The organism is Nostoc sp. 2RC (genome assembly GCF_014222165.1).
Taxonomy (GTDB): domain Bacteria; phylum Cyanobacteriota; class Cyanobacteriia; order Cyanobacteriales; family Nostocaceae; genus Nostoc; species Nostoc linckia.
Window position 1 is genome coordinate 1 of record NZ_JACKZU010000014.1, and the last position, 26,336, is coordinate 26,336.

Annotated in this window: 23 protein-coding genes, 3 tRNA genes and 1 pseudogene; 17 read left to right on the forward strand and 10 right to left on the reverse strand. The window is 39.0% G+C overall.

Annotated features, from left to right (window positions below; translation table 11 throughout):
* From GNE10_RS03390 to GNE10_RS03415, 6 genes are all read left to right on the forward strand, one after another.
* The coding region (locus GNE10_RS03390) for a hypothetical protein (RefSeq protein ID WP_185563649.1) at positions 1-1,118 on the forward strand (1,118 nt) is incomplete at its 5' end.
* Positions 1,118-1,909, forward strand: coding sequence for a hypothetical protein (locus tag GNE10_RS03395; protein ID WP_185563650.1), 792 nt, complete (start codon positions 1,118-1,120; stop codon positions 1,907-1,909). The genes GNE10_RS03390 and GNE10_RS03395, both read left to right, overlap by 1 nt.
* A gap of 115 nt (positions 1,910-2,024) precedes the next feature.
* Entirely contained in the window at positions 2,025-2,378 is a 354-nt protein-coding gene (locus GNE10_RS03400) for a hypothetical protein (RefSeq protein WP_185563651.1), read from the forward strand.
* 37 nt (positions 2,379-2,415) lie between these two features.
* The gene (locus GNE10_RS03405) at positions 2,416-2,793 is read left to right on the forward strand and encodes a hypothetical protein (protein WP_185563652.1); all 378 of its coding nucleotides are present in this window, start codon (positions 2,416-2,418) and stop codon (positions 2,791-2,793) included.
* An 8-nt stretch (positions 2,794-2,801) separates the two neighbouring features.
* Entirely contained in the window at positions 2,802-3,284 is a 483-nt protein-coding gene (locus GNE10_RS03410) for a hypothetical protein (protein WP_185563653.1), read from the forward strand.
* 72 nt (positions 3,285-3,356) lie between these two features.
* Positions 3,357-3,716, forward strand: a complete 360-nt coding sequence (locus tag GNE10_RS03415; RefSeq protein WP_099069592.1) for a hypothetical protein — start codon at positions 3,357-3,359, stop codon at positions 3,714-3,716.
* Between the two features lie 11 nt (positions 3,717-3,727).
* Here the strand turns inward: GNE10_RS03415 and GNE10_RS03420 are convergent.
* Positions 3,728-3,925: pseudogene (locus tag GNE10_RS03420) on the reverse strand (hypothetical protein); the annotation flags it as partial.
* A gap of 626 nt (positions 3,926-4,551) precedes the next feature.
* Between GNE10_RS03420 and GNE10_RS03425 the strand changes: the two are divergent.
* Positions 4,552-5,061 (forward strand): DUF6653 family protein, encoded by a 510-nt coding sequence (locus GNE10_RS03425; protein ID WP_185563654.1) that lies wholly within the window; start codon positions 4,552-4,554, stop codon positions 5,059-5,061.
* 187 nt (positions 5,062-5,248) lie between these two features.
* Here GNE10_RS03425 and GNE10_RS03430 read toward each other — a convergent pair whose 3' ends face one another.
* Entirely contained in the window at positions 5,249-5,899 is a 651-nt protein-coding gene (locus GNE10_RS03430) for a TraX family protein (protein WP_185563655.1), read from the reverse strand.
* Positions 5,900-6,711: 812 nt separating this feature from the next.
* Between GNE10_RS03430 and GNE10_RS03435 the strand changes: the two genes are divergently transcribed.
* From GNE10_RS03435 to GNE10_RS03465, 7 genes are all read left to right on the forward strand, one after another.
* A complete protein-coding gene (locus GNE10_RS03435; protein WP_185563656.1) occupies positions 6,712-7,290 on the forward strand; it encodes a hypothetical protein in 579 nt (192 codons plus the stop codon).
* A 418-nt stretch (positions 7,291-7,708) separates the two neighbouring features.
* Positions 7,709-7,784, forward strand: a tRNA-Met gene (locus GNE10_RS03440).
* Between the two features lie 5 nt (positions 7,785-7,789).
* A tRNA-Ile gene (locus tag GNE10_RS03445) sits at positions 7,790-7,865 on the forward strand.
* 382 nt (positions 7,866-8,247) lie between these two features.
* On the forward strand, positions 8,248-9,300 hold the full coding sequence (locus tag GNE10_RS03450) for a reverse transcriptase family protein (RefSeq protein WP_185563657.1): 1,053 nt from the start codon (positions 8,248-8,250) through the stop codon (positions 9,298-9,300).
* Positions 9,301-9,470: 170 nt separating this feature from the next.
* Positions 9,471-9,546: transfer RNA gene (locus GNE10_RS03455), tRNA-Ile, on the forward strand.
* Between the two features lie 520 nt (positions 9,547-10,066).
* On the forward strand, positions 10,067-11,590 hold the full coding sequence (locus GNE10_RS03460) for a slipin family protein (RefSeq protein WP_185563677.1): 1,524 nt from the start codon (positions 10,067-10,069) through the stop codon (positions 11,588-11,590).
* Positions 11,591-11,661: 71 nt separating this feature from the next.
* On the forward strand, positions 11,662-16,593 hold the full coding sequence (locus GNE10_RS03465) for a DUF4011 domain-containing protein (protein WP_185563658.1): 4,932 nt from the start codon (positions 11,662-11,664) through the stop codon (positions 16,591-16,593).
* A gap of 217 nt (positions 16,594-16,810) precedes the next feature.
* Here GNE10_RS03465 and GNE10_RS03470 read toward each other — a convergent pair whose 3' ends face one another.
* Positions 16,811-18,253: an rRNA adenine N-6-methyltransferase family protein gene (locus GNE10_RS03470; RefSeq protein WP_185563659.1), complete on the reverse strand. Its 1,443-nt coding sequence runs from the start codon at positions 18,251-18,253 to the stop codon at positions 16,811-16,813.
* Positions 18,250-18,912 (reverse strand): restriction endonuclease, encoded by a 663-nt coding sequence (locus GNE10_RS03475; RefSeq protein WP_185563660.1) that lies wholly within the window; start codon positions 18,910-18,912, stop codon positions 18,250-18,252. Before GNE10_RS03475 ends, GNE10_RS03470 begins: the two co-directional genes overlap by 4 nt.
* 272 nt (positions 18,913-19,184) lie before the next feature.
* Between GNE10_RS03475 and GNE10_RS03480 the strand changes: the two genes are divergently transcribed.
* The gene (locus GNE10_RS03480) at positions 19,185-19,670 is read left to right on the forward strand and encodes a type II toxin-antitoxin system VapC family toxin (RefSeq protein WP_185563661.1); all 486 of its coding nucleotides are present in this window, start codon (positions 19,185-19,187) and stop codon (positions 19,668-19,670) included.
* Complete coding sequence (locus tag GNE10_RS03485) at positions 19,657-19,857, forward strand: hypothetical protein (protein WP_185563662.1); 201 nt, start codon at positions 19,657-19,659, stop codon at positions 19,855-19,857. Before GNE10_RS03480 ends, GNE10_RS03485 begins: the two co-directional genes overlap by 14 nt.
* Positions 19,858-20,091: 234 nt before the next feature.
* Here the strand turns inward: GNE10_RS03485 and GNE10_RS03490 are convergent, their stop codons facing one another.
* Positions 20,092-20,649, reverse strand: a complete 558-nt coding sequence (locus tag GNE10_RS03490; protein ID WP_260446788.1) for an REP-associated tyrosine transposase — start codon at positions 20,647-20,649, stop codon at positions 20,092-20,094.
* A 295-nt stretch (positions 20,650-20,944) separates the two neighbouring features.
* On the opposite strand from GNE10_RS03490, the gene GNE10_RS03495 reads away from it, so the two are divergent.
* A complete protein-coding gene (locus tag GNE10_RS03495; protein WP_185563663.1) occupies positions 20,945-21,364 on the forward strand; it encodes a hypothetical protein in 420 nt (139 codons plus the stop codon).
* A 470-nt stretch (positions 21,365-21,834) separates the two neighbouring features.
* Here the strand turns inward: GNE10_RS03495 and nifD are convergent, their stop codons facing one another.
* The 5 genes from nifD to nifU all read right to left on the reverse strand — a co-directional run bounded on the left by nifD (position 21,835) and on the right by nifU (position 26,222).
* The gene (gene nifD, locus GNE10_RS03500) at positions 21,835-23,223 is read right to left on the reverse strand and encodes a nitrogenase molybdenum-iron protein alpha chain (RefSeq protein WP_185563664.1); all 1,389 of its coding nucleotides are present in this window, start codon (positions 23,221-23,223) and stop codon (positions 21,835-21,837) included.
* A gap of 161 nt (positions 23,224-23,384) precedes the next feature.
* On the reverse strand, positions 23,385-24,278 hold the full coding sequence (gene nifH / locus GNE10_RS03505; RefSeq protein WP_185563665.1) for a nitrogenase iron protein: 894 nt from the start codon (positions 24,276-24,278) through the stop codon (positions 23,385-23,387).
* Positions 24,275-24,406: a hypothetical protein gene (locus GNE10_RS35745; protein ID WP_260446791.1), complete on the reverse strand. Its 132-nt coding sequence runs from the start codon at positions 24,404-24,406 to the stop codon at positions 24,275-24,277. Before GNE10_RS35745 ends, nifH begins: the two co-directional genes overlap by 4 nt.
* A gap of 278 nt (positions 24,407-24,684) precedes the next feature.
* Positions 24,685-25,041, reverse strand: coding sequence for a group 1 truncated hemoglobin (locus GNE10_RS03510; protein ID WP_185563666.1), 357 nt, complete (start codon positions 25,039-25,041; stop codon positions 24,685-24,687).
* A gap of 281 nt (positions 25,042-25,322) precedes the next feature.
* On the reverse strand, positions 25,323-26,222 hold the full coding sequence (nifU, locus tag GNE10_RS03515; protein ID WP_185563667.1) for a Fe-S cluster assembly protein NifU: 900 nt from the start codon (positions 26,220-26,222) through the stop codon (positions 25,323-25,325).
* Between the last annotated feature and the right edge of the window lie 114 nt (positions 26,223-26,336).

Below are 26,336 nucleotides of genomic sequence, written 5' to 3' on the forward strand. Positions count from 1 at the left end.
ACGTACAACAAATCAACAAGGATATTAACACCACGAAATCAGATATTACAAAAATCGATACCAAACTGAAGGAACAAGAAAAGGTGAACAGTGCAGCGTTGCCAAAATTAGACCAAATATTGGGCTTTCTTCCCCTTATTCCCGCCAGAGCCGCAGACGCAATCAGGCCGGATATTCCAACCATCCCGCAAATCGAGCAAGCGGCCGCAACTGGGACGTGCCGAACCACCCAGCCGGGTGGATGTATGAATAAGGCATTGAAAGACAATGCAGCAGAAATCACTAGCAATAATAATGCCAACACCGCTAATATCTTGGATGCCTACAACACAGGCGCTAACACTGCATTACTGCAAGGACAGCAGACAATTTTGCAGAGGTTGGGTGACCAGGTTCCCGGAGGTATATCCGGTTTTATGAACCGAATTGTCAGGAATCAGTGGGTAGATCGCTCAATAAATCTAATAACAATGACGGCAGCAGTGCATAACGTAATGATGCTTAGCGACCAAGCCGTGACCACATTTTTTAGTATTTTAGATAACGTCCTCGCAATCCCAGCATTAATTGTTGATCCAAACGCTGAAACTATTGACACCAAACAAGCCTTTGGTGGAGTTATTGATAACTTTTTTAAAAATATTTTTGGTGTAGCCGAATGGACGGAAATTAAAACCAAATGGGCAACTGCTAACCGAATTTATCAAGCAGCTGCAAATGGAGCTAATGAAGTTCGCAACATTGGAGGAAATATTATTAATGCAGTAGAGCAAACTGCAAACTTAACGGGTAAAGGATTTAATGCTTTGCAGGATGAAGGCTTAATTTCAGAAAATAATTGGGACTATTCTCCAGAAAATCTAAAACTAAAAGGAGGATTATTTGCTAAATTCGGCAAATTAGCTGATGGAATTAATATTGCAACTGAAGGATTAGAAGCAATAGAATCTATCACTTCAGAAATTAGAAGTGCTGTAGATTCAGCTAACCAAATTAAAGAAAATGCCAAAGAGGTTGATGATGGTTTGAAGGAGTTATTCAATCAATCCAAAACCAAACGTGAAGAAGAAGTCGAAGCGCTTCCAGCTAAAAGCTATTCATGGGAGGATTTAATTTAATGCCTGCTAGAGATTGGGCACAACTTAGAAAAATCCTTCGTAATGGAGATAGTTTCAACCGTGAAGTGTACGAATGGTTTCGAGATGCTGATAACAACGATATTAGAAAAGCATTAAGAGACGATTTATTAATTGGAGCAAAAGACAGCATTGCAATTGCTCAAGTAAAAATGAGGACATTTAGAGAAATAATACAAAAGACTCATCTCAAGCCCGATATCATCGGGATGCCAAAAATTGATGTTGACGCTGATGTTAGTTATCGTCCAGAAATAACTTTACACTTCAAGCAAAGTAAAGAATCTGTTCCTAAAAACAAACATGCTAAAACAGCACGAGTTTCTTATAGATTGATGAATCAAACATCATTGTCTTTATCATTAGCTGAATTAAAAAATTTAGGAAGAGATATTTACAATGATTTTGCCAAGCCAACTCCATATCGATTTAATAAAGGCAAAATAATCGGTTGGTATATCAAGCCAGAGCAAGGTTTAAACCTTCAAGTTTATTGTCACACTGAAGAAATTGCAGAAACGGTAGTTAAAAAAGTTATTACTCATCGAAGTTTTAGCTTTGATAACGATATTTTCAAGTTCACCAAACCTAACAGAAATAGCGACCCAACACCAGGTAATATTACAATTCTTGGAAACTCCGTACAAAAGCCAGTGTGGCGACCCACGGTGTTTGTAGAATTCGACCACGCTAGTATAAATCTACACAATGACACCAAAATTAGAATACTTGTTGATTTATCTGGATTACACGCTCCGTTGTATCGACCTTGAAACCAAATCTCTGATATTCCCGATACATTACAAACCCTATAGGGTTTGACAAATGTCATAACGCTCCAAGCACAAGCTATGACTGATTTGTAGACATTTTTGATTAAACATCACAATGGCAACAACAAAAACGTTAGAAAGAGAAGCTCATATTGTAGGGAGTGGCAGTGATGCCGTGGTCATTTCGCTTCCAGACGTGTATAGCAACATTGAATCCGTGGTTGGAGTCAAAAAATTGACTGGAGACAAACCAGATGGGGCGACTGGAAGTACTGTTTCTCTCGCCAAAAAATCAGGTTTAGTTGTGCCGATTCGCATTTCTTACATTGAAGGAACTAAGCGCCGCTACACAACTATTATCTGTGCCCTTGATAAAGTTAAAACCGCAGTAGCAGAACTCCCTGGCAAGACTTATAACACCTTCAAAATCAAAACTGCATATTTCCCTCGCCGTATGCGTTTAGGCTAAATTATCCATTTACACATTTTAAAAATACGCCAAATTTATGGTAGCTAAACTGATAAAGTGCAAATTAGTTTCTGGAACTGCCCCAAACCAAGAAACTTACTTTTTTTTAGGGCCCAAGGGTCTTTACATTGGGGGAATTGCTACTGAGACTGGTATCAGTGAGGCAGATGAAAACGAGCAAGATAAACCTAATACCACTGTTAAAGAATTGCTTGGCAGTGGGGTTGCCAGACGCATATCTGTACGTTCAACTCAAGGAACCAGCAAGTACACTACAAAAATGCTTGTAGCTAAATCTAAAGCTCCAACCGCCGAAGATGGCTTAATTGACAAAATTATTAGTACAGATGGTACTAAAGTCTCTGGCTCAAAAATTGTTTCTGTAGTTAATCCACGTCGAGCAACTTTTTACTAAATAAGTAGATGGGAATCCCCATTTTACAGTTATCCAATGGCGCGAATTGGGAGGAAATACACACTGAATATTATCAGGCGAATGTTGAGTCTCCCAGTTCGCGTTTTATGTACGTTATTCCAGAGGTTACTATTCCAATATTGATGGAGAATAGCATAGTAATCACTTATGTAACTTCTCCAAAAGCCAAACAACATTGGAAAAGTGCGGGCTACATTAATCAAAAAGTTCAATCTGGCATCTTAATCGGCGGAACTTTTGATACAGAAATTGGCGAACGTAAACGGCTGTTGTTGAATCGAAAAACTCTATTAATTTTTACTCAGATTGTTTCAGGGTATTCTATCTCGGTAAATTTTCATGAGTGGATTCAAGATGCCTACCTGACTATTTGGCAATATTTACCAGTGGTCGAAGATTACACCAATAACTTAATCTTTGAGCTTGGCGACGCTGTGGAACGAATTGAATCTAAAATTGATGCTCTTTAATAAGTCCGAATTCTTATCAATATTTTGCTTTTACTTACAATCAATAACCGCTGCTTATGCCCATTGCATACAATGATTGATTTAAAAAACTCTGTAGACTTGATTTTAGGAATATTTGCGCTAGTTGCAATTGTTTATCGCATTAGCCATATGGAAGCAGCAATCTATCGAGAAATTGATAAAGCTTCAGATGAATTTAGAAAAGAAATTCATTTAATTCAGATGGATTTGTCTGCACATAAAACTGATTATGTAGTCCGTAAAGAATGGCAATCAGATGTTGCCCGTGGGTTGAAACAGATGATTAAGCATAAATCCAGTCGGCTCAACTTCCACATTATTGACATCCAACGCCATCTAGAAAAACAAACTGGCTTTATTGTTCGCTCCCAGCCGGTTGCTGACCCTGATGAAGACGAAAACGAGAATTAACTCTCTGGGGATTCACGGTACAATTTATCCAAACTGGAAAGCGCACTGTTATAGGCATTTTCTCTAGTCCGCATCTTTTCAATCAGGCTTGAGAAAGCAGGTAAAGTGAGTCCATTGCCTAAATCTAAATTTGAAGCAATTGAGTTTATACCAGCTGCACGACGCACTGCTTTTTCTAAGACTACGGAAGTTCTTTTTCTACGAGCCATAATCTACACCTTGTAATTAAGTACGGTTAATATTCTTTACCTTAAAAAATTCCGTATAGATCGGCTTGAGAGAATTCCGGCAAATCTGCAATAGCTTTTGCTACAAGCGCGATATTTGTCATGAATGCGCGAACTACTGAAAAAAGAAAGCAAACTGGGGTTTGAGAAAGTCAAAGCTGATTTTACTTGCGGAAAACACCAAAATGAGAAAGCAAACTGGGGTTTGAGAAAGTCAAAGCTGATTTTACTTGCGGAAAACACCAAAATGAGAAAGCAAACTGGGGTTTGAGAAAGTCAAAGCTGATTTTACTTGCGGAAAACACTAAAATGAGAAAGCAAACTGGGGTTTGAGAAATTCAAAGCTGCTTTTGCTAACTAAATTTAGGTTTATCTATATTTTTGCGATGTAATGACCACTTACGATAGTCGTGAGGTAGGCGAGCGTAAAGCATAAAGTAATGAAATAATGACCCAGAGCGAGTATTATATTTGGCAGTTCCAGTAGATGCCTACGGAACTTTTTTTCAACTTGAGTTCACCCAGACATGGAGGAAAATAAGCTGAATTTAGAAAATATTCATATCGCATTTTAAGTAAAGCTTTGAATTCAAATTAAGATTAATTCTATGACTCTTGAAAGAAAGATAGCAGCAGCCTTTAGCATGAGCGATGATGCTTGGTTACGTCATGCTAACCCTTGGAGTGGATGGACGCGTTTTATTACTGTCTTACCACTGCTAATTTTTGCAGCATGGAGCCGTGTTTGGTTCGGTTGGTGGTCACTAATTCCTGTTACCATCGCCATTGTTTGGATATGGTTGAACCCGCGCATCTTTCCTAAGCCACAATCAACCGACCATTGGATTTCTAGAGGTGTTCTTGGCGAACGAGTTTGGTTAAATCGCGATCGAATTCCTGTTCCCCACCACCACCATCACGTGCCTAATATTCTCAATGGTATCTCTGCTTTTGGTGGAATTTTAGTCATTTGGGGCTTAATCGAACTCAACAGCTGGATTACTCTATTGGGTTATACTTTAGTTACACTCGGTAAACTTTGGTTCATCGATCGCATGGTCTGGCTTTACAACGATATGAAAGATGTAAATCAAGAATATCAAAGCTGGCTTTATTGATGTGGCATCAAAAATAAGTGTATGAGGTTCTCAAAAGGGTGCAACGCAGCTTAATAATATTACAAATTTGAGAATGATTAAAATCTCTTGGCGTCCCCTTGTCTCCGTATCCCCGCGTCACCCTAAATGATAAGCATTTCAAAGGACATGATTTAATTGAGGCGATCGCACCAATCAAATCCTCAATCTACCTGGATTGTATTAAATAATAAATTATACCTAAAATTATTAAATGAGCCGGGTAAAATAAATAAAACCATCTAGCTCGCGAACCTTGTTTGCCATTGAATTGAAACACAATGAATCCTGAAAAAACTGCAAAACTTTGATACAAATATCCTCTAGATATCACTACTAAAATGAAGTGAAATATGCACCAGTAAAGCAACCATACTTTTGGCTTCAATTTGTCTGTTAAAGACATTAATAAAATTACCCCAATTCCATAGGCTCCATACTCAAAATTCCAGATTTCACTCACCACTGCACACAATCCAATAATTATTAATTTCTGCCATAATTGAGAACAACGATTTACTAAACGCAACATCCCCAGCCCAAGCAGAAGCGTAAAAAGAATATTAAGTGAGAAGCTCCGAAAAACAAAAGTGTAGATTGGTTGAGATATAATTGCTGTGATTAATAGTCTACTTCCATAGCGGTAGATATTTTGGGTGTGTTTTTCGCCTTCAGCCAACAACCATGCAAAAAGGGGAAAACTCAATCGCCCAATTAAATGCAAAATTATCAACTGTGGTATTAGCAAATAGCACACATGATCCATAACCATGAATACTGCTGCTAAAATTTTAATCCTGAAAGCTGAAAATTTAATCACAACACTGAGTTTCCTTAATTTGTGAATATCAAATCTCTCAAAGATTCTTTCTTTAATATAAGAGTTATTCCAATTCCTCGGAAATTTCTCTTGGGAAAACTATTTATATAGGAATTCGATTTGATTGATGAACAAATCTAAGTATGTGTAGTGGCGTAGCAAGCCTTAAATATTGTATTGAAGAAGAATTCAGAAGTCAGAATTCAGGAGTCAGAATTCAGGAGTCAGAATAAATCAGTCGGGGATTCAGACTTGCGACTGATTAAAGACCACCAAATTTTCAATTTGGTGGGGGTGCAAAAACGCCGATTATTCAGACGCTCCTACGTCGCTCTAAGCGAAGCCATGCCGCAGGCTTTACGCTGCGCTATCCGCCAGTCATACAGAATACCTAACTGAATTCTGACGACTGACTCCTGAATTCTGTTTGATAAAATTTCTTATGGGTAAACTCTTTAACCCGCCCCAGACACGCGAGAGAGCTTACCCCACAAGAATCAAGCTAATGCATAACTTTAGCCTTGCCACGCCAGTAGAGTGTGTTACAGCTGTGTAGGAATTTGAGGGTTTGAGAAACCCCTATAATGCTTGTGCCGCGCCAAGGACAGCAGGTAAATAAATTTTTTAAATTAAAGCAGATTTCCGTAGCAATTTGATAACATTAACAAAAAGGGCGATGTCTGTCTTTAAAAGTTTAGATGCCTGCGGTAACCCCAAAGCATCTGCGGCGTAAGCTGTTACTAAAACAACTTTTCCCTGTGACAGACTGTTCGGTGATGCCCTCTTCACCAAAGATCCCAAAAACACTATTTATGGCAAAGCGTAAAAAAAGCAATCTCCAGTGGATTAAAGAAACGCTTGAATTAAAACCCGATCATCGCTGGGAATCTCCATCAGGCTACAAAATATTTGTTGCTAATCGTGGGGCTGTTCGCTTCAATGTCCCTCAAGATTGGGTTTTTGAGCCACAAGAAAAATCTTTCAAGTTCGTCGATAAAAAACCACCCAACGATGATTGCTGTCTAGAAGTATCTTTTAATCAATTACCTCCCCATGATTGGAGTCAGTTTCCACTTAAATCTACCTTGAGGAAAATTGTAGAAGACGACAGTCGCAATCCCATTGAAAAGGGAGAAATTATCACTGTTAACCGCCAAACAGCTAAAATTGTTTGGACAGAAATTAAGTTTATTGACACACAAGAAGAACCACGGGAAGCTTTTTCGCGGATTTGCATTGGTTTGGGGTCGAATGTTCAGTGCTTGATTACATTCGATTTTTGGGCAGATCAAGCAGAACAATTAATACCCGTTTGGGATGAAGCAATCCGTAGTCTCACACTAGGTTTATATATTCGCGACCCTATGACTGGTTTAGCTTTTCCGGACTGAAGTTTTTAAAGTAATTCGTAATTGACTGAGAGGTTATTCATAAAGCGAAAATAAAATTAATGTAGTGCCGTGACAAGACTAAAATCGTGCATTAGTAAACTCTTGTGGGGTGGGCATCCTGCCCGCCCGGACGGGTGAGGACACCCATCCCACAATAAAATCTATTGCAATATTTAGGGCTTGCCATGCTACTACTTAAGATTTACTTTATAAATGGTCTCTGAGGACTTAAGTACTCACTACAAAATGATATAAGTCCTGTGACTGGTACTTAATCTCCATACCCAATCTGATTGTGCTAAATTTGAAGCGGAATAGTAAGAAAGTTACAAAGCTATGGTTTGGGTTCTGTGTGCCTGACTGGTGCGCCTACCTATGGTATGAGCGTATGTCGTGGAGTACTTGAAACTATACCATCGTTTGATTAGCTCAGTTGGCAGAGCGATCGACTCATAATCGATGTGTCGCAGGTTCGAGTCCTGTATCAAACACCAAACAATGAAAGTTAGCTCAATTGGAAGAGCGATCGACTCATAATCGATTTGTTGTAGGTTCGATTCTTACACTTTCTGCCAAAAACCCTGTCCGGGTCAAAAGACACTACCCTTTTAAGGTAGCTAATATGGTACGAATCCCAAAAGGTTCGAGACTCTCATTTTCTCAACTCTGCGGTGCAAGTGTTTTGCTGTCGCTCATCACTCCCAAGGTGATGTTTGATGGCTACAGTCAAGGAGCCAGCGCAATTGTATTTCTCCTTAACTTGAGTATGTCCCTTCGTTTTCCACAATCAATTTCTCTCAGGAGATTTTGAATTGGCAAATAGAACGGTGTATTTGAGCGCAGTTATCTTTCTCCACCAGGGAAAAGTGACAGCAATCTTAATCCAGTTCTGGAGAAACTTTTGCCCGCACCTCAACTGTAAACACTTGCATTAGCAGAGTCCAAAAATCTTTTGCTATGATATACGGCACAAATTTAACCACCACCCCGCTAGCAATTGAGGGTAATTCAGCAGTATTGCGATCGCATGGTTTAGCTGAATATCATTCTGCCGCAGAAATAGCCTGTGCAATGGGGATAAACCCAGGACAACTGCGTTTTTTGACATCTAGTTTTCCTGGTTCTGAAGTTAAACATTACGTCCATTTCAAAATTTCAAAAAAGACTGGTGGAGAAAGACTAATTTCTGCACCCAAACCCCATCTTAAGGCTGCTCAAAGGTGGATTTTAGAAAATATTTTAGAAAAATTAGAAGTTCATCATGCAGCACATGGTTTTTGTAAAAATCGTTCCATAGTCACCAACGCTCAACCTCATGTTGGTGCTGATGTCATAGTTCACATTGATTTACAAAACTTTTTTCAATCAATTACCTACAAACATGTCAAAGAATTATTTTCTGGGTGTGGTTATTCAGGAATTGCAGCGAATATTTTTGCACTGACCTGTACTACTTCGGAAATAGAAATACATGAACAAGCTCACAATATCAGTCTAGAAAATCGTCACTTACCTCAAGGTTCGCCTACCAGTCCTGTTATTTCAAATTTAATTTGCTATCATCTCGATCGTCGGATGCTAACAATGGCTGAAAATCTGGAATTTTCTTATACACGCTATGCTGATGATTTAACATTTTCTGCTTCTGGACAGGCATCGGAGAGAAGATATAAGTTAATTAAAAATGCAAAATTAATTATTAATAGTGAAGGTTTTACTGTTAATTCTCATAAAACCAATATTTTAGGTAAATCTGTGCAACAACAAGTAACAGGTGTTGTTGTCAATACACAATTAAATATATCTAAAAAGACATTAAAAGCTTTTCGTGCAACTTTATATCAAATCGAACAAGAAGGCTTGTCAGGCAAACATTGGGGCAATTCACCTAATATAATTGCTGCAATTACTGGGTTTGCAAATTATGTAGCAATGATTAACCCCAACAAAGGTGCAGAACTGCGATCGCGTGTGCAACGCATCAAAGAAAAATATGAATCGCAAGAATAGCCGATCGCTCCTCAATTTCCCCGTTGCCTTGTAATACTTTTTTCCTGTGCTAAATTTGAAGCGAGATAGCGACAAAGCTACAAAGCTATAGTTTGGGTTCTGTATACCCGACTGGTGCGCCAACCTCTGGTAATAGCGTATACCGCTTAATGCTTCCAACTATTTCACCATGAAAGTTAGCTCATTTGGTAGAGCGATCGGTGTATCGCCGATTCATTATAGGTTCGATTCCTATACTTTCAGCCAAAAAACCCCTGCCCTGGGTACGGGCACCTTGTTAGGGACAAGGCAGTGTCACAGCTAGATGTATTGGGCGATTCAAAAAAACCCAGTGAAAAAACTTTTTGTTTTTTGTACTCTGTCATGCAGGTGTTCGTAACAGTAAAGGAGCCAGCGCAACTGTAATCTCTCCCCAACTTGAGTATGTACCTTCGTTTTCCTATATCTGCTTTGACTTCGGAAATTCTAGATTGGCAAAGCGATCGGCATATTTGAGCGCGGTTCTGTTTTTCTAGATTGCCTTTGAGCCGTCTATTGAAACTAACAGCAATCTTAATCCAGTTCTGGAGAAGCTTTTGCCCGCATCCCAAACTATAAACACCTGCGCTGGCAGAGTAAAATGTAATATAATACTACAAAACCTCAAACAAATCCTTCAACCTTTATTTATAGGTTTGTCAACTCCAGAATTATAGGTGGTATTTAGTTTCAAGCAAGGTTATAAATGTTTTGATTAAATCTGGTCAAATTATCTATGCAAATTACTATGTGGAAAACATTTTATATAAAACCTAACGAAATCGGTATTTTATATCACCGCAGCGACTTCAAGAAAATTTTACAGCCTGGTACACATACTTATTTTGGTCGTCATTGGCAAGTAAAAACTTATGACCTCAACCAGCCACAAGCTCAGATTGAGAACCTAGAACTGTTGTTGCGGAATCATCAGGCTGAATTGCAACAACATTTATTGATTGTCAGAACCCAATACAACCAAGCGGCTTTAGTACGCTGCGGTCAGAATTGGGTAAGCATTAGACCAAATCAATTAATAGCTTTTTGGCGTGGTTTTATTGAGGTAGAATCTCATGTCTTCAACTTAGAAGAAAGCTTAGAATTGCCTGGTTCTTTTGTACAGCAACTACGTCAAATCGCCTTGAGTGGAGTGAAAAAGTTCCTCATTTCCGAGTCTGAGATTGGTTTGCTGTACGTGCAAAATGATTTTGTCCGACCCCTAGAACCTGGAGAATATGCTTTTTGGTCAGTGGATCGGGATGTTTCTGTACGCACTCTCAGCCGAATTGTACCTAACCCAGACTTTCCCCTGGAAGATGTCCTAATAGAAAAACATCCCGACTTTGTTGCAGCCTACTGCCAAACAGTGCAATTACTGAATTGGCAAGTCGCAATTGTGCGGTATCGAGGTAAAGTGATTTCTATTTTGCTACCCACCAGCCGCAAATTGTTTTGGCAAGGTGTTGAGGTGGAAATCATCGACATCAGCACCAATGCTCAGTTAGAGTCTCGCTTAGTGGCTGAGTTAGTTGAAGGTTCAGCAGAAGTGAAATTGCTCAGTCGCAACTGTTTGCATATATGCCAAGTACCCGCACAGCATATTGCACTACTATATATTAATCAAGAATTTCAAGGACAGCGATCGCCAGGTATACACGCTTGGTGGTTATTTGGACGCTCCTTTCAAACCGAAACCATCGACTTGAGATTGCAAAACATGGAAGTATCAGGTCAAGATATCCTTTCTAAGGATAAAGTACCTCTGCGGTTAAATTTGACAGCTGGCTTTCGCATCCTCGATCCCTTGAGAGCAAAAAGCGGCTTGTCAGATATTGCTGGCTTCTTATACAAAGAATTACAATTTGCATTGCGTGGTGCGATCGGCGAACGCAACTTAGATGCCTTATTAGAAGATAAAGGTGCAATTGACACAAGCATATCTGAATATATCCGCCAAAAAACCGCCGACTATGGAATCGAAGTAGATTCTGTAGGCATCAAAGACATTATTTTACCTGGCGAGATTAAGACTATCTTGAGCAAAGTTGTGGAAGCAGAAAAAGCTGCTCAAGCAAACGTAGTCAGACGCAGAGAAGAAACCGCCGCTACCCGCAGTATGTTAAACACAGCCAAAGTGATGGAGGATAACCCAGTGGCTTTGCGTCTCAAGGAACTCGAAGTATTAGAACGCATTGCAGAGAAAATCGATCGCATTCAAGTTAACGGTAGTTTGGATAATATTTTGACAGACATGATTCGGATTAACGGGTAGCGATCGCGGCAAATACTCACGCAGTAAAAGACCAGTATAATAACAGTAGGTCTATCTACGAAAAAACGAGTATGCGACAGTCAGCTTCAGACTCTCAACAAAACCTTGCTCAAAAAATTGCAAAGTGGAAAGCTGGGCTGGCTGACTTAGGACGACGAAATCCTCTCATCAAGTTTCGGCAAGATAGTCCTCGAATATTAGAAATTCTGACAGAAGAACCAGATGTTCTCTTCAAAAATCTGACAGAAGATAAGAAATCGCTTTATTTTCAAATACTTGATGGCGAACATCAAGATATTATTCAGTCCAGAAATACTAAGGCATTATCAGCACAAAGAAATCCTCTTGAATTAATTACTCGTCAAAGAGGCAGTGAACAACTGAAACGACTGAATAAATTGCGTCTTGAATCACGACGCTCATTTGAAGAACGAGGGGTAAACAGCCTATTCTTGGCGCTGGGAACGTTGACTTGGTATGACAAGGACAAGGATAAGCCAGAAGATGTTTTGGTATCACCACTAATTTTAGTTCCTGTAGAGTTAATTAAAGAACCTAGACGAGATGTTTATAAAATATCTCTATTAGATGAAGATGTTGTATTAAATCCAACGCTGACACAAAAGTTAAAGGTAACTTTTGGGATTGAGCTTCCAGAGGGAGAAGCGATACAAACACTAACTTATAAGGAAATTATTGCTGAAATTGAGGATCTATTAGCAGAACAGAAGACATGGCAAATTAAAGAGAATGTATTTCTCTCACTGTTTTCTTATGCTAAAGCTGCAATGGTTCGGGACATTATCGAAAATGAAGCTTTAATTTTTGACCACCCAATTTTACAAGCAATTAGTGGTGATTTAACTACCTATCAGTCTAACTATAAAGAACCCATACCTGCATCTGCTCTAGATTCACAAGTTAAACCTGAACGAATATTTCAAATTCTTGATGCTGACTCTAGCCAGCAAGTCGTAATTGAAGCAGCGAAATCTGGTTCTAGCTTTGTTGTCCAAGGGCCACCAGGAACGGGCAAAAGTCAAACTATTGTAAATATAATTGCTGAACTAGTTGGCGATGGCAAATCAGTTTTATTAGTTGCAGAAAAAGAAACAGCGCTAAGTGTGGTTTATAAGCGCATGGCTGAATGTGGTTTAGCTCATATATGTCTTAATCTCCATCATAGTGGAACAACAGATAAGCGGGAACTTGTAAATAATTTATCAAGAACTATTGAATATATCAAACAAATTTACGGAGCAGAAAATTATCACGGTTTGTTTGAACAGCTTATTTCTACTCGTCAATCGCTAAAATTATATCTGACAAGTTTACATACTAAAGAACAGCCTCTAGATAAATCACCTTTTGAGATATTTGGTGAGCTTTTGAAAAAAGAACGCGAAGCAGTTCCCAATATTAATGTCATATTTTCCAACTTTAGCCAATGGAATGCTAGTAGATTACAACAGGCAGAAGACTTATTAAATCAATTAGCAAAATTTGTCCCTTTCTTTACAGGAGAAAAAACAACTATTTGGGAAAAAAGTTCTCTAGATTCTTATTCCTATGAAATGGAATTGCAAATTACACAGAAAATAGAGGAATTTCAGCAAGCAATTTTTTCAATTCAAAACATTAGTCAAGAATTACAAGAGACTCTCCAAGTTCAACCGTTATTGAATTTAGAGTCTTTAGAGAAGTGTTATCCAGCCATAGACTACATACGAAAAGCGCCATCCAATCTTCCAGAAAACTGGACTGGAGTAGATATATCAATTGCTCAGTATGCTTTCACTATTCTGCAAACAGACGTTCAAGAGCTTGAAAAAAATAAGCTTTCGCAAGAAGCCGAAAATTTGCTGAGTCGGCTTTCTTCATTTCTTCCATTTTTAAGAGGAGAAAAAACAACCATTTGGGCACAAAGTACTTTAAATTCTTGCTCTGAAATGCTGGAGTTAGAATTAAATAATAAAATCAATAAATTTAACCAAGCAATTTCTTTGATTCAGACAGCTAGCCAACAGCTTAAAAGAATTATTAATATTAAGCCTTTATTGAATCTGGGAGATATAGAAGTTTGCATTCCTGCTCTTCAACATATATTGCAAGCTCCATCTGATTTACCTAATGATTGGACTGAATTAGATATTCCTATGGCTCAGAGTGCCTTCAGTAAAATGAAAGCAGATATTAAAATTCTGGGAGAAAATGAGCCACTTTTAAAGCAAAAATATCATCCTGAATTATTCTCTTCAGAATTACCTGCTTTAGCTAATAGATATCAGAAATATAGCCGCTTTTGGCTGATTAGAATTTTTAATTCTAGATACAGGCGTGATATCAAGCTTTTGAAGAAACTAATTACTAAAAAAGGGCAAATTTCTCACAACGAATTAAAACGTGATTTGGCGCAAGCGGTTCAAATACAAGCTGCACGGAACGAACTATATCAAAGCAATTACCCAGCACGTCAAGTTTTTGGCTCTTTATTTAACCCGGAGGTTTCTAGTGAAGCAGAGTTAAAAGAAATCGAGCAAGCTTTAAGTTGGTTGACTGGCTTACAGAAGTATTCGCTTCCTACAAATTCAGTCCAGCAGCTTCTAAATTCTCCCTCTACACGACGCGAATTAGCTGAATTAGTTAAAAAGCTTGAATCCCTTCCTGAAGATATTAGCCAGGGTATGGATTTCTTATTCTCATACTTTAATGAGAATGATGTTATTGGACAATATCAGCCTCATAATCAAATTTTATTTACCGAACTGGCAACTTTTTTAAACCTAGCTCAATCCGATTTACCCAATTTCCGCCAATGGTTGACTTATAAAGAAATCTATAGGCAACTAGAAAGTTTAGGAGTCCAAAATTTCTTAGATGCATTGCGCGACAACAAACCTAATCCTATTGAGTCTGTAAGAAATAAGTTACGTCAAATTGACTACCAGCCTCGTCAGGTTTTTGGATCTTTATTTAACTCGGAAATTTCTAGTGAAGGAGAGTTAAAAGAAATCGAACAAGCTTTAAGTTGGTTGACTGGCTTACAAAAGTATTCGCTTTCTGCTGATTCAGTCCAGCGCATTCTAAATTCTCCTTCTAAGCGGCGTGAACTTGCTGAATTAGTTAAGAAATATGAGTCAGTTCATGACAGTATTAGGCAAGGATTAGATTTCCTGCTATCACACTTTGATGAAAGTGATATCACAGATTCTTACTTACCTCGCAATCAAATTAATTTTGTCGAGCTAGAAAGATTCTTAAACTTGGCTCAATCGGAACTGCCTTATTTTCAAGAATGGCTGACTTATAAAGAAACTTATCAGAAACTCGAAAATCTGGGTAATAATAAGTTTTTAGATGCTTTACGTGAAAACAAAGTTCAACCAGAGCAATGGTTTTCAGTTTTAGAAAAGCGAATTTATCAAATCTGTCTTGATGCTATTTTTGCTAAAAAACCTGAATTAAAGAATTTTAAACCAGAAGTACATGAACGACAAATAAAGGAGTTTTCTAAACTCGATTTTAAGCAACTAGATACTGCTAGAGAACGTTTAAAGCAGCTTCATGTCCGACGCTGGCAAAACTGGGAAAAGACTTCACTTGCTCTAGCTGAGTTGCAAAATTTGAAAAAAGAAGCGAATAAGAAAAGCCGACATTTACCCATCCGTAAACTTCTTAACGACACACAAAAAGGAATACCAAATCTCGTCAAAACCTTAAAGCCTTGCTGGATGATGAGTCCACTTTCGGTTAGTCAATATATCAATCCAGATGTAATTGATTTTGATGTTCTTATCTTTGATGAAGCATCTCAACTTCGGACTGAGGATGTTGTTCCTTCAATTATCCGTTCTAATCAAGTGATTGTAATTGGGGACAATAAACAGCTTCCTCCCACATCATTTTTTGCAACCAGAGATAGCCAAGAAGATATCGATGATGAAGATGATGCAAGCTATGAAAGTGTTTTAGATGAATGTTCCAGGTTTATGTTTGGACGCACACTAAAATGGCACTACCGCAGTCAAGATGAGCGTTTGATTGCTTTCTCCAACCATTATTTTTATGACGACAATTTAGTTACATTTCCAAATCCAGTTCAAAATTCAGATTTGGGGGTATCGTTCCGACACGTTCCTGATGGCGTTTACGATCGCAGTGGACGCACAGATAATCGACGCGAGGCTCAAGTGGTTGCTCAGTTGGCATTGGAGCATTTTCAACGGTTTCCAGAACAATCCCTTGGTATTATTGCCTTTAGCGAAAACCAAGCCGATGCGATTCGGGAGCAAATTGAGATTTTGGGGAAAGAATATCCTAATCTGGAGACATTTTGCAGTGATAACTCACCTCAGTTTTTTCTGAAAGCATTAGAAAACGTTCAGGGTGATGAGCGAGATGCCATTATACTCAGCGTTGGGTATGCTCGTGATTCTCAAGGTAAGCTTTATCTCAACTTTGGCCCCTTAAATCGGCAAGGTGGAGAACGACGGCTCAACGTCGCTGTGACGCGGGCAAAAAGTAAAATTACACTTGTTTCTTCCATTGTGGCTGGTGACATCGACAAAACACGCGCCCAAAGCAAAGGTGTAAAATTACTACATGATTACTTGGAATACGCAGCAAGTGGTGGAGAACGACTACAAGGTAACTCTTACACAGATACGCTTAAGTTTGACTCGCCATTTGAAGAAGATGTCTACCATACTTTAGTCCAGCAGGGATACACTATCCGCACCCAAGTTGGATGCTCAGGATACCGGATTGACCTTGGTGTAGTCAATAGCGAGCGCCCTGGTGAGTTTTTATTGGGGATTGAGTGTGATGGTGCATCTTACCATAGTTCACCTACTGCCAGAGATCGCGATCGCCTCAGACAACAAGTACTTGAAAAACTTGGTTGGAAAATTCACCGCATTTGGTCAACAGACTGGTTTCGCAACAAACCAGTTCAAGTTAGTCTTTTGATAGAAAAAATTAAACAATTACAACAAATCAGATAAAATCTGATAAGGTTCAGTTAAGCCTATAGATTTTTGTCGAATCAATTTTTTTTAACAAACCGCTCCAAGCCCAGAAAACGCAGAGATAAGAGAGTAATGTTTAACCAAACTGTATTGAGATAAAATCTTGTTGCTCTGCATAATATCTATTTAAGTCTAAATAGTTTATACACTACAACAATGCGTAGGTATAAAATGCTAACATGAGTCTATCAAATCAAAGTGGTGTTTCTGCTAAAGCTGCCAAGTTTAATTTATTTAAAATACTAGACTTGATTGGGCGCTTTTCGTCCCAAAAAATTAGAGACGAATAAAAGTCTTTTGCTATTGAAGAAGTCAAAAGTTCAAAAGTTTTATATGCAACTTTTTCATCATCAAAGCTAATAAAGTAAACTGTATCATCAAAAACCGCAGGTTTTTCTCCTATCTGACCTATCAATCTAAAGTCCAATTTCTTGTAAAGTCCACAGATTGCAATTTTCCAAGGTGCAAAAGTATACGAACCTACACCAAAAATCGAAAATCGAGGGTTATCTTGATAAATCTTACTTTTTCTTTTGTCTAGGTATTGTGAATATGCTTCTAGATAGTTCCAAGTTTTAGGAGCAGAATCTTTAATATGTTCGATAGGTTCACCCACAAATCTTTGAGTTACTAAAACATATCTATCAGTAACTTTGGTTTTATTTTGAGCAACATAGGAACCTTTAAGCAAAGGAAATAGATATGTTTCTTCAATATCGGCAGCTTCTCCCAATCCATTAATCAGAGTGTTGTTAATTTTGCGAAATTCCATCACACTCGCGCAATCATGTTTAATGCCAGAGCGCCATTTTATTTTTGATTTTTTATCGTATAGATTTTGTAGTTTTTCAAATGTAATAATATCTCTGACAAGTACATTATTCCAATAACCTATTCGATAATAATTAGAACTTTCAAGGCTGCTGAATACATCACAGAAATAATTTTGTGAACTTGAATCAAATTTACATAACAGTAAACACGCGTCAACAGTAGCATCAAAATATTTTTTTGTATCTATTTTATAAGTTGCACAGTAAGCAAGATGTAATTTTTGAGAACTAATATAAGTTAATATTTTCCTAGCAACAGAACTCTTACATAAAATCGCTAAATAACCTTCACGCTTTTGTAGCCATTGCACAACCTGAATTAACATCCATTCAGATATATCAAAATTACTCTTACCTGTAATTGCATCTAAACCAGAATAGTTTTGGAAATTACTCTTATTTGGTAAATTATTTCCATCAATGCTACCTTGCTGCGAGTTTGTTACCCAAGGTAAATTACCAATTACTAAGATTTCATCATTTGAGTTTTCTATAATTGATGACCAATCAAATTTAAAAAAATCCCCATATATAATTTCAATTTTTTTATAATTAACAAATTTAGCTTTCGTTTGAGCTTGATTTAAATAATTACGATTGATTTCAACTCCAAAAATTTTATTTGGTGATTGAAATGAATCTAATACTGCTTCAATAAAATTACCAACTCCACACGTTGGCTCAACTATAATATCTGGTGTTATGCCAAGTTCAACTAGCTTTTTACATACTTTGTTAGCTAATTCTAATGGTGTCTGAAAATCTCCGTACTCTATCTTTGTTTTATGTGCAGTATGAGTCATGGATTGATTTTGTAAACAGAAATTATACCATCTTCTTGACCAGCACGTTCTATCACTCTTCCATACTGGAGCCGCCATTGCAAAGCATTGGAAATAGTCAGAAAACCCTGTACAGGTGGATTGCTCATAATCTCATCGGCGATGTTGCTTGCCTCAATTTCATCAACGGGTAAATTGCGATCGAGCATGAAAGCAATTAAATCATCTTTATTACCTTCGTTTGCTATGATATTGCGAATTCCACGAGTCATTTGAAAATCTGCGGTTCTTTCGGCACTTACATAAATAGTATGCAAAATATTTAAGGTTGCTGTGCGGTTAGTGCTATTGTCTGTTTTATCGTAGACGAAAATCAGCAGCGAATACCCAAGCCCAAATATCTTTTGTCGTGCAGATTTGAAAGGACATGATGATTGTGGTTGTCGAATGCTTGTTACCTTCACATCTACAAGTAACCCTGGAAAGTCAATACCACTTGCAGAATTACCCTCTACAAACTCATACCGTTCCTTGAGATAAAGTCTAAATTTTTGTTCCAAGTATGTCCCGACAGCCTTACCATCAGTCACACCATATAACAAAGGTTCTGGATGTAAAGACTCGGCTGCTGAAAATATGGCAGCTTCTGAGCATAGAATTTCTACAGTCAAAATTGTCATGGATAAAGTAAAACTAAGTGTCAAATATCATACAGTAGTCCTATTTGATTTGTGAAAAAACTAAATATAGGATAGCGATCGCCATTTAGAAGCGATCGCAAGCTGGTTATCGAGTAAAGGCGATGTCTGCGACGAGCTACACCTACGCCATTAAACTGGCCTTACGAAACCGAACATGATTGAGTTCGGTGGTTAATTAATAACGGTAAGATGGGAGTATCACGCATTAACAAAGACGGTTAAGCTTTTCATTTATCTCACTCCTTACTTTAATGAAACCAAAAGTTTATATTGAAACTTCTATTCCCAGTTTTTATTACGAGGTACGTACTGAACCTGATATGGTGGCGCGGCGAGAGTGGACACGGGAATGGTGGAGCTATGCAAGTGACAACTATATGCTTGTAACCAGCCTTGCGGTACTGGATGAATTGAATCGAGGTAACTTTCCTCAAAAGAGCGAGGCAATAGAATTGATTACTGACTTGTTATTTATCCCAATTGAATCTGCGATCGCCCAAATCGTTGAAGTGTATATTCAGCAACAACTGATGCCTAAAGATCCACTTGGAGATGCACTACATCTTGCCCTAGCTTCGTACCATAAATGTGATTTTCTGTTGACTTGGAATTGTCGTCACTTAGCAAATGCCAATAAATTTGGGCATATCCGACGGCTGAACGTTATGCTGGGGTTATACGTTCCAACACTGGTTACGCCATTAGAGTTAATAGGGGCGCAAAATGACGAAGAATGATGAAGCAATCAGCCAAATACGTAAAATTCGGCACATAATATCTCAGGAAAATGAACACAATCCCGATCAATTGGTAAATTACTACATTGAACTTCAAAAGCAATATCCTCACCTTATTCAGTACAAAGAACAGCACCAAAAAGTTTTAGAATCAGCAGCACAACAAGGTATTGAAACAGAAGTATAGAAGCGATCGCAGTTCAACCAACTGACAAAACTAAGCATGATTTTAGTGCGTTGATGTAGCCCACCGTAGGCATCGCTCTATCCCGTAAATTAATTTTGTTAACTCGCAATCATCCGGATTTCAGCAAAGTACCAGGATTGTTAATTGAAGTAGTAACAATTTAATGCGATCGCATCCCCTCATCACCCATAATTCAGTAGGGTGTGTTGTCGCGAAGCGCAACGCACCATCATTTCAAACATCCCAAATATCAGACACAAGTTGAACCTCACCACTGCTACCCCAATCTAACGAGTAAATGTTCTGCTCGATAAAACGATGAACACTCGAAAAAGCCCATTGTTGTGGTAATTCACAGAGTTGATGCCGTACAGGATTATAGTGAATGTAGTCACAATGATTGGCAAAATCAACATCGTCTCTAATTAGATGCTCCCAAAAGCGGCGTTGCCATAAATTTCCTTCTTTTCGCTTTTCTCGTGAACGGGAAATAGCCACATCAAGCCCTAGCTGATGCCCGTAGTATTTAGTCACAAAACGTTTGATCAAAAGCATTCGCATCGATAGATTACTATCTCCCGTAGGTAGAGTCCATAAAGTATGAAAATGATCGGGCAAAAGAACAAATGCATCAATGGAAAAAGGATAATTTTTTCTGACATGCCCAAGGGCAGCACGAACAGCAGTACGTCCGATATCAGAGCAAAGCCAAGGTTGTCGTTGGTAAGTAACTTGGGTGATGAAGTAAGTAGCTCCAGAAATATGTAGTCTGCGGTAGTTGGACATGGACATGAGGAGATGACATTTGTTTTTAGGATGCCCATGATTTATGTGGTGCGTTGCACTACGGGACAACGCACCCTACGACTCTTTTATATATTCAGCAAATCTCAGTATAATTAGGTGAGTATAAAGCAGGATTTTTGGGTATTCTCTTCATAAGCATAGATTTCCTGAACGATACTCAAATACCAAAAATTGATATAACTTCCAAAGTTGATAAACTTCATGATTCATGAAGCTTTGACAGAAATACACTTTTATTTAGTGCCAGTCCATCACCAGTCTCACTGTTTAAGCAAATATTATGAACTCTGCTAAAGTTGGCAATTTTTTCGCTAGTCCAAAGACAGGTACAATATCAGAATTAATTACTATTTTAAATAATGAATATGAATTACGAGTAAATACCCAAGTCTTTAGATTAAATCAGTCACAGTTTAACAGACTGATACACATTCCAGACGCTATAGTTTACTTATTGAACCGTTCAGAAGAAATAACCTTAGCACCTTATAAGCAAATTGTAGACTCTTTTCTTGAAGCAGCTAGGGTGTTGTACTTTGATGGAAAAATTGAATATGAAGTGCTTCAAGCATGGCGGGAAAAGCTTGGATTTACGTTTTCTAATGAAGTATCGTTATTAACAAATTATGGTAATTCATTAGAGTATGGGGGTCTATATCTGGGTGGGGATTGGAGAGATGATTACGATCCACGTTACTAAATTTTGACGCTGAATCCGTTTTTAACTTCTACAGTTATGAGGAAATACATCTTCATCACTCGTTTAGCGATCATAAGTATGATATCGAGATGAAAGTATAGCTTAAGCACTATAAGACTACTATAATATGCAAGAGGTTACTTACAACCAATGAGTTAGGTAGTTAGTGCGATTGCTCCTCCGAAGCGAGGCAATTGCATCTCGTCCATCTTCCTAGAACCTGATCGCCTACCTCCTTATCCCACAAAAGCGATCGCCCCATTTAATCTAAAAAATCGTCATTTAAAATAGTCTTTTATTTAACAGTTTTTCTTTGAGCAAAATGCTTTTCAAATCTAAAAACCAGATTACATAAGAGTTATACTGTCTGAAGCATTAAAAAAGAGTGTTAGTGAATAATCCTATAACTTGCATTTAGGCTAGAAATAGGCTCTTTTTTATTCGACAGCTAAAAAAAACATTGATTTAATTCAGTTTGAAGTACGATCGCCAGGTTCGGAGTAATCCCAGGAGTGCATTTGGCGGAAGGGTAGACCCATCTTTTGGAAGACGTACTTCTCTTTGACACCAGAAGCAATTAAATCTGGTTTGAGTGCTTTTACAAATTCCTCGAATTCATAAGCAGTTACGTCATCGTAAACGATGGTGCCGTTTTCGATGTAGTGGGTGGTACGTTTGTAGTCGTCGTTGTGAGCGAACTCATAACCTGTACCAACCATCTTCATACCCAAATCTTGGAAAGCGGGTACAACGTGGCGAGGACGCAAACCACCAACCATCATCGCAACGGTCTTACCTTCCAAACGGGGGCGATACTTGTTAACGATCGCATCCATTGTAGGCTGATATTTAGCGATGATTTTCTCAGCGTTTTCTTGGATCTTGGAGTCAAATTTAGAAGCGATTTCCCGTAAGGATTCAGCTATCTTGGTGGGGCCGAAGAAATTGTACTCCAACCAGGGTATCCCATAAGCTTCTTCCATGTGACGGCTGATGTAGTTCATCGAACGGTAGCAGTGAATCAAGTTCATCTTCACGTTCGGTGTCATCAACATTTCGTTGATTGTACCATCACCAGACCACTGAGCAACTACGCGCAAGCCCAGTTCTTCTAACAGAATCCGGCTCGCCCAAGCATCACCACCGATGTTGTAGTCACCGATGATTGCTACGTCGTAAGGAGTAGACTCGAATTGTAATTTGCCTTCTTTTTTCTCTTTGTCGGCTCTGGTGAACACCCAGTCACGCACCATGTCGTTAGCGATGTGGTGACCCAAGGACTGAGAAACACCCCGGAAACCTTCGCAACGAACGGGAACAACTGGCTTGCCAATTTCTTTGGATGTGTTCCGAGCTACTGCTTCGATGTCATCCCCGATTAGACCGATGGGACATTCAGATTGAATGGAAACACCACGGTTGAGAGGGAAAAGAACTTCCAATTCTTGGATCAGCTTGGTGAGTTTCTTGTCACCACCGAACACGATATCGCGTTCTTGGAAGTCAGAGGTGAAGTGCATAGTACCAAAGGTGTCTACACCTGTAGTACCAATGTAGTAGTTACGACGACCAGACCAAGACCAGTAACCGCAACCTACAGGGCCGTGGCTGATGTGGATCATGTCCTTAATAGGGCCCCAAACCACACCTTTAGAACCGGCGTAAGCACAACCACGAGCGGTCATTACACCAGGAAGAGATTTGATGTTAGATTTAACGCCGCAATCGCTCTTACCTTCTTCGTATACGTTTAGGTGCTTTTCCCGTTTTTTAGCTGCTTTTTCGGGATAAGCGCTTAGTACTTCCTTAATTAGTTCTTTTCTTTCTTCGATGATGTTTTGATTTTCTGGAGGAGTCATTTTTGCCTCTCTAGCTCCTAAGGAACGGGGATAGGAAGGGGAACTTCGTCCCCTGTGGGGTTGGGGACTTGCAGTCCCCTTGGGGGATACAGGTAATCGGTAGAAAGAAGGTAAAAGGTAAATTATGCAATTGTTTCCTTTCCCTTTTTCTACATCAGAGTTTACTTAACAGGTGCTTCAGCAGCGGTTTTACCGATGATGTCTGCGTGCTTGGTATCATCATCAAGAATACCGAATTCAACCAACAATGCTTCTAGCTCATCCATTTCGATTGGTGTGGGGATTGTGAGCTTGTCGTTGTTGATGATCTTCTTAGCTAGTGCGCGGTATTCGTTACCTTGTGCGCTGTCGGGTGCGTATTCGTTAACAGTCATCCGGCGTAATTCTGCGTGTTGAACGATGTTGTCGCGGGGTACGAAGTGAATCATTTGAGTGTTCAAACGTTCAGCCAAAGTTTCGATCAATTCGATTTCCCGGTCAACTTTACGGCTGTTACAAATCAAACCACCCAAACGCACGCCACCGGAGTGAGCATATTTCAAAATACCACGAGCGATGTTGTTAGCAGCGTACATCGCCATCATTTCACCAGATGTAACGATGTAGATTTCTTGTGCTTTACCTTCACGGATAGGCATAGCAAAACCACCGCACACAACGTCACCCAATACGTCGTAAGATACGAAGTCTAGGTCTTGGTAAGCACCAGCTTCTTCCAAGAAGTTAATGGCGGTGATGATACCACGACCGGCGCAACCTACACCGGGTTCTGGACCACCAGACTCCACGCACTTAACACCACGGAAACCGGTGAGCATTACTTCTTCGAGTTCTAAATCTTCTACTGCACCACGTTCAGCAGCTAGGTGAAGAACTGTGGTTTGAGCTTTACTGTGGAGCATCAAACGGGTGGAGTCAGCTTTGGGGTCGCAACCCACAATCATGATGCGCTGACCCATTTCTGCCATAGCTGCGAGGGTGTTTTGGGAGGTGGTAGATTTACCGATACCACCTTTACCGTAGAAAGCTATCTGTCTAATATTTTCGTCAGTCATTGTTCTTGTTTTCCTGCAATTGGTTGGTTGGTGGGTCTTTTTTGTTTGAGGATCTCACGCCTGTCGGAGCTATGGCTGTGAGGGTTTGTAGAACATCGCTGGTGGCGATCGCTCCACAGTAAAAACATAAATAAGTACCTGCATATACTTCCTCGTTAAATTTGTTTTCTTTTGGACAGGCAATTTTAGATTTTAGATTTTGGATTTTGGATTAATTCCACTGAGAAATCCGGACGTTTGTAAGCTTAAATAATTATTGGTAATTTGTCTTTTGTCCTAGTCATTAGTCATTTGACTAATGACTAAGAGATTACGCAATTTACAAATACGTCGTCATGTGTTTCAGCTTCCAAAACTTAGTAGGAATTGACCTAAATATTCGTCAACAATTAATGTTTAAGTCCGATTATTTGTTCAAAATAGCGGGTTTCAAGTTTGAGACGCGATCTAGTGCAGCTTTTGTATCATCTGCGGATACTCCAGCTACAGCCATTGATTCACTCAGGTGTTTGACGATCGCATCGAAGTGTGACTGTTGTAGTGCCATACCTGTGTGGGTTTTGTCCATCGCACGGCCGCCGTATTCCTTTGGCCCTTCAAATATTTGAGAAAAGAAAGTAATCTGATGATTACGTTGCTTTACCATGTCTGTGTTAGCGAAAAAACCCTTGAGGCTGTTATCTGCAAGAATGCGTTTGTGAAGCTCATCTACTACTTTCTCAATAGTAGGTTTTCCGCCAATTTTTTCGTACAATGTACTCATGTTTGTCTCCTTTGAAGCGAGTTGAATGACGGAATTTGCAATTAGGCGCTTGACTATTTTCGCCTATATGCTGTTGTTAGTAGGACTGATACCAATTCGTAATTCGTAATGAAGAAAGTTAGATTTGATTTAGATTTGCTCATTTCAATCTGGAACTTTCTGTTGACGAATTGGTATGAAACATTGAGTGGAGACAATTATTCAAGTCCAATCCTACTTTTTGTTGTTAGCTGATGCTTATTCGGGCGTATTTGTAGAGTACGTAAACTCTACAGGAATTTCTAAACTGCTTCGACTACAAGGTTTTTGCTGACACGATCTTGTAATCTGGCTTCGATCGCAATTTTCAAGGTTGCTGTGCTACTGGAGCAAGAACCACAAGCACCTTGCAAAATTACTTTCACGCGATCGCCTTCTACATCATACAGTTCTACATCTCCTCCGTCTGCAATTAAAACGGGTCTAACTTCTTCGTCGAGAACTTTTTGAATGAGGGCAATTTTTTGAACGTTGGTTAGCGATCGCTCTTTAGAAGTAACAATTTCTGTGGCAACTTTGACGCCGTAATTGTTGAGATCCGGTGCGATTGCTTCTTGTCTGACTGATTTAATAATATCATCAATATTCGCCAGACAGGAACCGCATCCGCCACCAGCTTTTACATAATTTGTTACTTGTTCGGCATCAGTGAGATTATTTTCTAAAATCACGCGACGAATCTTGGATTCGCTAATACCAAAACAGCTACAAACTAATGCGCCTTCATCATCGTCATCGTGGCTATCTAAAGGAATGCCACGATAATTATAGATTGCTGCTTCTAAAGCTTCTTGTCCCATAACAGAGCAGTGCATTTTGGCTTCTGGTAAACCACCCAAGTAATCTGCAATGTCTTTGTTGGACACTTTCAAAGCTTCATCTAAAGTCAAACCTTTGACCATTTCGGTTAATGCACTAGAAGAAGCGATCGCACTTGTGCAGCCAAAGGTTTGAAAACGAGCATCCAGAATCTTATCAGATTCTACCTCAACCTTGAGGTGCAATCTCAGAGCATCACCACAAGCAATGCTACCGACTTCCCCCGTTGCAACCTTAACACCAGGTTCGCTAACTTCTTCAATTTCCCCCTGGTTTTGGGGATTGTAAAACAGTTCTAATACTTTATCTGTGTAGTCCCACATGAGCGATTTTAGATTTTAGATTTTGGATTTTAGATTGGAGGATTGGGCAATTCAATTTTGGATTTTGGATTTTGGATTTTAGATTGAATTCCAATTCAAAATCGCAAATCCAAA

Coding starts and splice junctions, on each gene's coding strand:
- GNE10_RS03395 (WP_185563650.1), top strand. CDS start 1,118: ATGCCTGCTAGAGATTGGGCACAACTTAGAAAAATCCTTCGTAATGGA.
- GNE10_RS03400 (WP_185563651.1), top strand. CDS start 2,025: ATGGCAACAACAAAAACGTTAGAAAGAGAAGCTCATATTGTAGGGAGT.
- GNE10_RS03405 (WP_185563652.1), top strand. CDS start 2,416: ATGGTAGCTAAACTGATAAAGTGCAAATTAGTTTCTGGAACTGCCCCA.
- GNE10_RS03410 (WP_185563653.1), top strand. CDS start 2,802: ATGGGAATCCCCATTTTACAGTTATCCAATGGCGCGAATTGGGAGGAA.
- GNE10_RS03415 (WP_099069592.1), top strand. CDS start 3,357: ATGATTGATTTAAAAAACTCTGTAGACTTGATTTTAGGAATATTTGCG.
- GNE10_RS03425 (WP_185563654.1), top strand. CDS start 4,552: ATGACTCTTGAAAGAAAGATAGCAGCAGCCTTTAGCATGAGCGATGAT.
- GNE10_RS03435 (WP_185563656.1), top strand. CDS start 6,712: ATGGCAAAGCGTAAAAAAAGCAATCTCCAGTGGATTAAAGAAACGCTT.
- GNE10_RS03450 (WP_185563657.1), top strand. CDS start 8,248: ATGATATACGGCACAAATTTAACCACCACCCCGCTAGCAATTGAGGGT.
- GNE10_RS03460 (WP_185563677.1), top strand. CDS start 10,067: ATGTGGAAAACATTTTATATAAAACCTAACGAAATCGGTATTTTATAT.
- GNE10_RS03465 (WP_185563658.1), top strand. CDS start 11,662: ATGCGACAGTCAGCTTCAGACTCTCAACAAAACCTTGCTCAAAAAATT.
- GNE10_RS03470 (WP_185563659.1), bottom strand. CDS start 18,253: ATGACTCATACTGCACATAAAACAAAGATAGAGTACGGAGATTTTCAG.
- GNE10_RS03475 (WP_185563660.1), bottom strand. CDS start 18,912: ATGACAATTTTGACTGTAGAAATTCTATGCTCAGAAGCTGCCATATTT.
- GNE10_RS03480 (WP_185563661.1), top strand. CDS start 19,185: ATGAAACCAAAAGTTTATATTGAAACTTCTATTCCCAGTTTTTATTAC.
- GNE10_RS03485 (WP_185563662.1), top strand. CDS start 19,657: ATGACGAAGAATGATGAAGCAATCAGCCAAATACGTAAAATTCGGCAC.
- GNE10_RS03490 (WP_260446788.1), bottom strand. CDS start 20,649: ATGTCCATGTCCAACTACCGCAGACTACATATTTCTGGAGCTACTTAC.
- GNE10_RS03495 (WP_185563663.1), top strand. CDS start 20,945: ATGAACTCTGCTAAAGTTGGCAATTTTTTCGCTAGTCCAAAGACAGGT.
- nifD (WP_185563664.1), bottom strand. CDS start 23,223: ATGACTCCTCCAGAAAATCAAAACATCATCGAAGAAAGAAAAGAACTA.
- nifH (WP_185563665.1), bottom strand. CDS start 24,278: ATGACTGACGAAAATATTAGACAGATAGCTTTCTACGGTAAAGGTGGT.
- GNE10_RS35745 (WP_260446791.1), bottom strand. CDS start 24,406: ATGTTTTTACTGTGGAGCGATCGCCACCAGCGATGTTCTACAAACCCT.
- GNE10_RS03510 (WP_185563666.1), bottom strand. CDS start 25,041: ATGAGTACATTGTACGAAAAAATTGGCGGAAAACCTACTATTGAGAAA.
- nifU (WP_185563667.1), bottom strand. CDS start 26,222: ATGTGGGACTACACAGATAAAGTATTAGAACTGTTTTACAATCCCCAA.